Source organism: Nocardioides sp., from assembly GCF_051876515.1.
GTDB lineage: Bacteria > Actinomycetota > Actinomycetes > Propionibacteriales > Nocardioidaceae > Nocardioides.
Genome location: NZ_JBJEHY010000081.1, coordinates 1 through 7,531, shown reverse-complemented (window position 1 = coordinate 7,531; position 7,531 = coordinate 1). Strand labels below are relative to the sequence as shown.

The following is a 7,531-nucleotide window of genomic DNA, read 5'->3' as shown; positions in this document are numbered from 1 at the left end:
GGTCAGCCGCCGACGTACTCCTTGAGGTGCTTGCCGGTGAGGGTCGCGGCCTCGGCGACCAACGCCTTCGGGGTGCCCTCGAAGACGACCGTGCCGCCGTCGTGGCCGGCGCCGGGGCCCAGATCGATGATCCAGTCGCCGTGCGCCATGACCGCCTGGTGGTGCTCGATGACGATCACGGACTTCCCCGCGTCGACGAGCTTGTCCAGCAGCCGCAGCAGGTTCTCGACGTCTGCCAGGTGCAGCCCCGTGGTCGGCTCGTCGAGGACGTACACGCCGCCCTTGTCCCCCATGTGCATCGCGAGCTTGAGCCGCTGGCGCTCACCACCGGACAGCGTGTTGAGAGGCTGGCCGAGGGTGAGGTATCCCAGGCCGACGTCGTCCAGGCGCTCGAGGATCTTGGCCGCGGCAGGCAGAGCCCCCTCGCCGTCGCGGAAGAACTCCAGCGCTCCTGCGACCGGCAGCTCCAGCACCTCGGCGATGTTGAGTCCTCCGTGGCGCAGCTCGAGCACGCTGGCGTTGAACCGCTTGCCGCCGCACTCGTCGCACACCGTGGAGACCGTCTCCATGAACCCGAGCTCGGTGAAGACGAGGCCGGCGCCCTTGCACGTCTCGCAGGCGCCCTCGGAGTTGGCGCTGAACAGGGCGGGCTTGACACCGTTGGTCTTCGCGAACGCCTTGCGGATCGGCTCCAGCAGGCCGGTGTAGGTCGCAGGGTTGCTGCGACGGGACCCCTTGATGGCGCCCTGGTCGACCACCACGACGTCGTCGCGGCCACCCAGCTCGCCGTGGATCAGGGAGCTCTTGCCCGACCCCGCCACGCCCGTCACGACGCACAGGACTCCGAGCGGCACGTCGACGTCAACGTCGCGCAGGTTGTGGCTGGAGGCCCCACGGATCTCGAGAGCGCCCGTCGCCGTGCGCACCGCGTCCTTGAGCTCGGCCCGGTACGACAGGTGACGACCAGTCAGCGTGTCGGCCGTCCGGAGCCCCTCGACGGTGCCCTCGAAGCAGATCTCGCCGCCGGCGGAGCCGGCGTGCGGCCCGAGGTCGACGACGTGGTCGGCGATGGCGATCGTCTCAGGCTTGTGCTCGACGACCAGGACGGTGTTGCCCTTGTCGCGCAGCTCGAGGAGCAGCCGGTTCATCCGGTCGATGTCGTGCGGGTGCAGCCCCACGGTCGGCTCGTCGAAGACGTACGTCACGTCGGTGAGGGCGGAGCCGAGGTGGCGGATCATCTTGGTGCGCTGCGCCTCCCCGCCCGAGAGGGTGCCCGAGGCCCGGTCGAGGGACAGGTAGCCCAGGCCGATGTCGTCGAAGGCCTCGAAGAGGTGCAGCAGACCGTCGCGCAGGGGTCCCACTCCCGGTGCGTCGATGCCCCGGACCCACTCGGCGAGGTCGGTGATCTGCATGTCGGCGACGTCGGCGATGGAGAGACCGTTGATCTTCGAGGACCGGGCCGCGTCGTTGAGCCGGGTGCCGTCACACGCCTCGCACCGCCCGAAGACCGCGGCACGCTCGACGAACGCCTTGATGTGGGGCTGCAGGGAGTCGGGGTCCTTGCTGAACATCGACTTGCGGATCTTGGGGATCAGGCCCTCGGTGCTGACGTTGATCTTCTCGACCTTGACCTTGCGCATCTCGCCGTACAGCAGGTCGTCCCGCTGGGCCTTGGTGAGGTCCTTGATCGGCTTGTCCCCGGGCACGAGCACCTTGTACGGGGCGACCATCCAGCCGTCGGCCGTGTAGCCGGGCACCAGGATCGCGCCCTCCTCCAGGGACCTGGACTCGTCGATGATCTGGGTCAGGTCGAGGGCGGAGACGGTGCCCCGCCCCTCGCACTCGGGGCACATGCCACCGAGGTAGACCTCCTGCTTGACGACGCTCTTCTCCACCCGGCCGCCGGCCTTCTCCGTGCTCATCACGCCGCTGGCCTTGCGGGTGGGCACGTTGAACGAGAAGGCGGTCGGTGGCCCGACGTACGGGTCGCCGATGCGGCTGAACAGGGTCCGCAGCATGGCGTGCGCGTCGGTGACCGTGCCGACCGTGGAGCGGGCGTTGGCGCCGAGCCGCTCCTGGTCCACGATGATCGCCGTCGTCAGGCCGGAGAGGCTGTCGACCTCGGGCCGGGCCAGGCTGGGCATGAACCCCTGGACGAAGGCGCTGTACGTCTCGTTGATCATGCGCTGCGACTCCGCCGCCACGGTCCCGAAGACCAGCGACGACTTCCCGGAGCCCGAGACGCCCGTGAACACCGTGAGGCGACGCTTGGGGATCTGGACGTCGACGCCCTTGAGGTTGTTCTCCCGCGCGCCGTGGACGCTGATGAAGTCGTGGGTGTCGGCGGGGTGCGACGTGGACGGCGACGAGGACATGCGTACTCCTGGGAGAGGGCGACGAGCAGGCGACAAACACTAGTGGCGACCGGTGACGTTTCCGTGGTCAGCGGCCACGACCACATGACGATCCGCGGTCGGCAGGTGTGACCACGCTCCCGGCGGGCTGCCCACGCCGCCCCGGCCGGCGCCGGGATCGTGACGGGCCGGGATACTTCTCGGTGGTCGTCCGACCCAGGAAGCGAGCCGCTCACCGATGCACACCACCGCCCCCTCCCCCGCCCCGGGGGTCTCGACCGTACGCGGCGCCCTGAGGTCACCGCGTCAGCTGCGGACGGAGCTGCTGGCGGGCCTCGTGGTCGGGCTGGCTCTGATCCCCGAGGCGATCGCGTTCTCCGTCATCGCGGGCGTGGACCCGCGCGTGGGTCTGGTTGCCAGCTTCTTCATGGCGGTGACGACCGCCGTGCTGGGTGGTCGGCCGGCCATGATCTCGGCCGCCACGGGCGCGGTCGCGCTCGTGATCGCCCCGGTGATGCACGAGCACGGGTACGACCACCTCATCGCCACCGTGCTGCTGGGGGGTCTCTTCCAGATCACCTTGTCGCTGCTCGGGGTGGCGAAGCTGCTGCGGTTCATCCCCCGATCGGTGATGGTCGGCTTCGTCAACGCCCTGGCGCTGCTGGTCCTGCTCTCCCAGGTGGACCACGTCGTCGACGTGCCCTGGCAGGTGTACCCGCTGGTCCTGGCGGGGATCGCCGTGATCGTGGGCTTCCCGCGGCTGACGGGAGCCGTTCCCTCCCCGCTGGTGGCCGTGGTGCTGCTCACCTGCTTCACGGTCGCCGCGTCGGTGGACGTCCCCGTCGTCGGCGACGAGGGTGAGCTGCCCGACTCCCTGCCCAGCCTCTTCTGGCCCGACGTCCCGTGGACCTGGGACACCTTCACCCTCATCGCCCCGTACGCGCTCGCCATGGCGCTGGTCGGCCTCCTCGAGTCCCTGCTCACCGCCAAGCTCGTCGACGACATCACCGACACCCACTCCGACAAGACACGCGAGGGCTGGGCCCAGGGCGTCGCGAACGTCGTGACCGGGTGCTTCGGGGGCATGGGCGGGTGCGCGGTGATCGGCCAGACGATGATGAACGTCAAGGTCGCGGGTGCCCGTACGCGCCTGTCGACCTTCGCCGCGGGAGTGTTCCTGCTGGTGCTGGTCGTGGGCTTCGGCGACGTCGTCGCCATCATCCCGATGGCCGCGCTCGTGGCGGTCATGGTCATGGTGTCCGTGACGGCGTTCGACTGGCACTCGGTGACCCCGGCGACCCTGCGGCGGATGCCGCGCTCCGAGACCTTCGTGATGGTGGTGACGGTGGTGGCCACGGTTGCCACCCACAACCTGGCGATCGGTGTCGGTCTCGGCGTGCTGACCGCGATGACCCTGTTCGCGCGCCGCGTGGCTCACCTGACCGCCGTGCAGCGTTCCCTCGGGGTCGACGAGGAGGGGCACGAGGTTGCCCGCTACCGGGTCACCGGGGAGCTCTTCTTCGCCTCCAGCAACGACCTCTACACCCAGTTCGAGTACGCCACCGACCCCGACCGGGTCGAGATCGACCTCTCCGCCTCGCACGTCTGGGACGCCTCCAGCGTCGCCGCACTCGACTCCGTCGAGAACAAGTACGCCAGCAAGGGCAAGCGTGTCTCCATCACCGGCCTTGACGAGGTCAGTGCGTCCCGCCACGCCCGTCTCTCCGGCCACCTCGGCGAGGGGTGAGAACGACCGCGGCGTGGACGCCCCCCGTCTGCGCGCAGGCGGACCGGTAGACAGGTCACATGGAGCAGCGATACACCCACGGGCACCACGAGGCGGTCCTCGCCTCGCACCGCTGGCGCACGGCACAGAACTCGGCGGGGTACCTGCTCGGCCGCCTGGCCGAGGGCCAGCGCCTGCTCGACGTCGGCAGTGGCCCCGGCACGATCACCGCGGACCTCGCGCGCATCGTCGGCCCGCAGAACCTCACCGCACTGGAGGCCACCGAGTCCGCGATCGAGCTGACCCGGTCGGAGTGCGAGCGCCAGGGGCTCCACGGCATCACGTACCTCGTCGGTGACGTGCACGCCCTCGACCTGCCGGACGACTCGTACGACGTGGTCCACGCCCACCAGGTGCTGCAGCACGTGGCCGACCCGGTCCTGGCGCTCACGGAGATGCGCCGGGTGTGCCGTCCCGACGGCGTCGTGGCCGTACGGGACGCCGACTACGCCGCGTTCACGTGGTACCCCGAGCTTCCCGAGCTGGACCGGTGGATGGCGCTGTACCAGCGCGCCGCGCGTGAGAACCTTGGGGAGCCGGACGCCGGACGACGCCTGCTGGCCTGGGCGAACGCAGCGGGCTTCTCCCGCGTGGATCCCTCCGCAGAGCTCTGGTGCTTCGCGACGGCCCAGGACCGCGAGTACTGGGGCGGCATGTGGGAGAGGAGGATCCTGGACGGGGCCTTTCCCGAGCAGCTTCTCGCGGGCGGGTTCGCCACCCCCGAGGAGCTGAAGGAGATCTCCGGCGCGTGGCGGCGCTGGGCGGACGACCCGGACGGCTGGCTCATCGTCCCCAACGGTGAGGTGCTCGCCCGTCCGTGACGTCAGGGTCGGGCGAGGCCGAGCCAACGCGCCAGTGCGTCCAGCTCCACCTCCACCGCGTCGGCGAGCTCCTCGTCCCAGAGGCCGTCGCGGTGCACCGCATCGACGTGCAGCACCCCGGCCTCCCGGTCCGCGGTGACGTCGACCTTCCCGACCAGGTGGGAGCCGTGGAGGACCGGGAGCGCCCAGTAGCCCCACCGGCGGCTGGCCGCTGGCTTGTACATCTCGAGCTGGTAGTCGAAGCCGAACAGCTCCGAGGCCCTGCGCCGGTCGAAGACCAGACGGTCCAGCGGCGAGAGCAGCCGCACCCCGGTGCCGGGGTCGTCGGCCGTCTCCTCCAGCAGGTCCTCGTCCGCCCGCCACGTCCCCCTGACCCCGTCGACCCGTACGGGCACCCCGATGTCGCTGAGGTCGTGCTCCTCGACGTCCGCCCCCACCCGGACCGGCCGCAGCAGGCCCGCGGCACGGAGCCTCACGCCTGCCTCCTCGCGGTGCGCGGTCTCGTGGTCGACGACCGGCAGGTCGGGGTGCACCCGCTCCGCGAGGTCCCAGATCCGCTCCCGCCCCTCCCTGCTCACCACGGCCACCTCGCCGCGGGACTCCAGGCACTCGACGAGCTTGAGCACGCTCTTGTTGTTGCTCCACCCCGAGGAGCGCCACGGGGCGACGATCTCGTCGGGCAGGTCGCGTGCCGCGAGTGGCCCGTCGCTGCGCAGCGCGCCGATCACGGCCCTGCGTGCGCCGACGTTGGCGCTGATCCACTGGTCCACGTCGTCCTGCCACGGCCGCAGACGGGTCCGCCCCGGCCAGACGTCCATGTCGGCCCTCAGCCGGGCGAGCTGCTGGGGGCCGACGAGACGGCCCCGGTGCTCGAAGAGGAGCCCGGCGGCCTGCAGGTCGTCGCAACCACGCTCGGGGTGGCTCGCTCCCAGACGCGCCCGCAGCACCAGGTCGGCGCTGCGGGCCACGGCCTCGGTGAGGTCGACCTGCACGCCCCCGAGGCGCTCGACCACGTCGACAGCGTCGGGTGCTGGGGTCGTCCCAGGGGCGACGTCCAGCAGCTGCGCACGGACCGCCATCCGGCGGGCGTGCTCGCGGCTGACCGTGGCGACAGGCGTCACGGGCGTACGAGAACCTTGATCGCCCGGCGCTCGTCCATGGCGCGGTAACCCTCAGCCACGTCGGCGAGGTCGATCGTGCTGTCGAAGACCTGCCCCGGGTCGATACGGCCGTCCAGGACGAGGTCGAGCAGCTGCGGCAGGTACGCCCGCACCGGGGCCATCCCACCGGCGAGCGCGACGTTGCGGCGGAAGAGGCGTCCGGCGTCGATCTCGACCCCGTGCGGTACCCCGACGAACCCCACCGTGGCCCCGGGGCGGGCGCAGTCGATGGCGGTGTCCATCGACTCGCTGGTGCCCACGCACTCGAGGACCGCGTCCGCGCCGAGCCCTCCGGTCAGCTCGCGGACGGCCGCGACCGCCTCCTCGCCCCTGGCGGCGACGACGTGGGTGGCGCCGAACGCACGCGCGACCTCCTGACGGGGCGCGTGGCGGGAGAGCGCCACGACCTGCTCGGCGCCCTGCAGGACGGCGGAGAGGACCCCGCACAGGCCGACCGCGCCGTCACCGACGACGACCGCGGTGTCTCCCGGCTTCACCCGGGCAGCCACGCTGGCGTGCCATCCCGTGGGCATGACGTCCGAGAGGGTCAGGAGGCTCGGGACCAGGTGCTCGTCCGGCACCCCGACGAGGGCGACGAGGGTGCCGTCGGCCTGGGTCACGCGGGCGTACTCGGCCTGACCGCTGACTGTGAAGCCGAGGTTCGAGCATCCGGACTGCACGCCGGCCCGGCAGTGGGGGCAGGTGTTGTCGCTGTGGCAGAACGGGACGATCACGAAGTCGCCGGGGCGTACGGATCTGACCGCGGAGCCGACCTCCTCGACGACGCCGATGCACTCGTGGCCGATGGTACGAGGCGGGGTGGCGGCGTTGAGGCCCCGGTAGGGCCAGAGGTCCGAGCCGCAGATGCATCCGGCGACGACCCGTACGACGGCGTCCGTGGGCTGCTCGATGGCGGCATCCGGCACCTCCTCGACTCGGATGTCACCGGGCGCGTGGAGAATGGTTGCTCGCATTCCCCCATCGTTGCACTGCCGCACCAGCGACCGCCGGTATGACGGTCGCGTTGTCGGGCCGGTGGTCCAGCCGGCCCGGGGCGGCGAAGTTGCCCTATCTCATATCTGAGATAACGTGACGGCATGAGTGACTACCAGGGCCGGATCGGCAACCTCATCCGTGACGCGCGGAAGCACCGCGGACTCACGCAGTCACAGCTCGCGGACCTGCTCGACACCAGTCAGAGCGCCATCAACCGCATCGAGAAGGGCCACCAGAACCTCTCCCTGCAGACGTTGGCCAAGATCAGCGCCGCACTCGACCAGGAGATCGTGAGCCTCGCCCCGGGGCCGACGCACCTGCGGGTCCACGGTCCCACCAAGCTCGCCGGCACCATCGACGTGAAGACCTCCAAGAACGCCGGTGTCGCGCTCCTGTGCGCCTCCCTGCTCAACC

At 70.8% G+C, this 7,531-nt stretch carries 6 protein-coding genes; 3 read left to right on the top strand and 3 right to left on the bottom strand.

What is annotated here, in order from left to right; all coding sequences use genetic code 11:
* Positions 1-2: 2 nt before the first annotated feature.
* Positions 3-2,375: an ATP-binding cassette domain-containing protein gene (locus ACI379_RS05595; RefSeq protein ID WP_439791086.1), complete on the bottom strand. Its 2,373-nt coding sequence runs from the start codon at positions 2,373-2,375 to the stop codon at positions 3-5.
* A gap of 217 nt (positions 2,376-2,592) precedes the next feature.
* Between ACI379_RS05595 and ACI379_RS05590 the strand changes: the two genes are divergently transcribed.
* Together ACI379_RS05590 and ACI379_RS05585 are read left to right on the top strand one after the other, a co-directional pair.
* Positions 2,593-4,101 carry a SulP family inorganic anion transporter gene (locus ACI379_RS05590; RefSeq protein ID WP_439791085.1) on the top strand — a complete coding sequence of 503 codons (1,509 nt, stop codon included), beginning with the start codon at positions 2,593-2,595 and terminating at the stop codon, positions 4,099-4,101.
* Positions 4,102-4,160: 59 nt separating this feature from the next.
* Entirely contained in the window at positions 4,161-4,961 is an 801-nt protein-coding gene (locus ACI379_RS05585) for a class I SAM-dependent methyltransferase (protein WP_439791084.1), read from the top strand.
* 2 nt (positions 4,962-4,963) lie between these two features.
* Here ACI379_RS05585 and ACI379_RS05580 read toward each other — a convergent pair whose 3' ends face one another.
* Together ACI379_RS05580 and ACI379_RS05575 are read right to left on the bottom strand one after the other, a co-directional pair.
* Entirely contained in the window at positions 4,964-6,082 is a 1,119-nt protein-coding gene (locus tag ACI379_RS05580) for a DNA glycosylase AlkZ-like family protein (RefSeq protein ID WP_439791083.1), read from the bottom strand.
* The gene (locus ACI379_RS05575; protein WP_439791082.1) at positions 6,079-7,095 is read right to left on the bottom strand and encodes a zinc-dependent alcohol dehydrogenase family protein; all 1,017 of its coding nucleotides are present in this window, start codon (positions 7,093-7,095) and stop codon (positions 6,079-6,081) included. Before ACI379_RS05575 ends, ACI379_RS05580 begins: the two co-directional genes overlap by 4 nt.
* Before the next feature lie 123 nt (positions 7,096-7,218).
* On the opposite strand from ACI379_RS05575, the gene ACI379_RS05570 reads away from it, so the two are divergent.
* Positions 7,219-7,531 (top strand): helix-turn-helix domain-containing protein (locus ACI379_RS05570; protein ID WP_439791081.1); only part of this gene is annotated, 313 nt, incomplete at its 3' end.

Coding starts and splice junctions, on each gene's coding strand:
- ACI379_RS05585 (WP_439791084.1), top strand. CDS start 4,161: ATGGAGCAGCGATACACCCACGGGCACCACGAGGCGGTCCTCGCCTCG.
- ACI379_RS05575 (WP_439791082.1), bottom strand. CDS start 7,095: ATGCGAGCAACCATTCTCCACGCGCCCGGTGACATCCGAGTCGAGGAG.
- ACI379_RS05590 (WP_439791085.1), top strand. CDS start 2,593: ATGCACACCACCGCCCCCTCCCCCGCCCCGGGGGTCTCGACCGTACGC.
- ACI379_RS05595 (WP_439791086.1), bottom strand. CDS start 2,375: ATGTCCTCGTCGCCGTCCACGTCGCACCCCGCCGACACCCACGACTTC.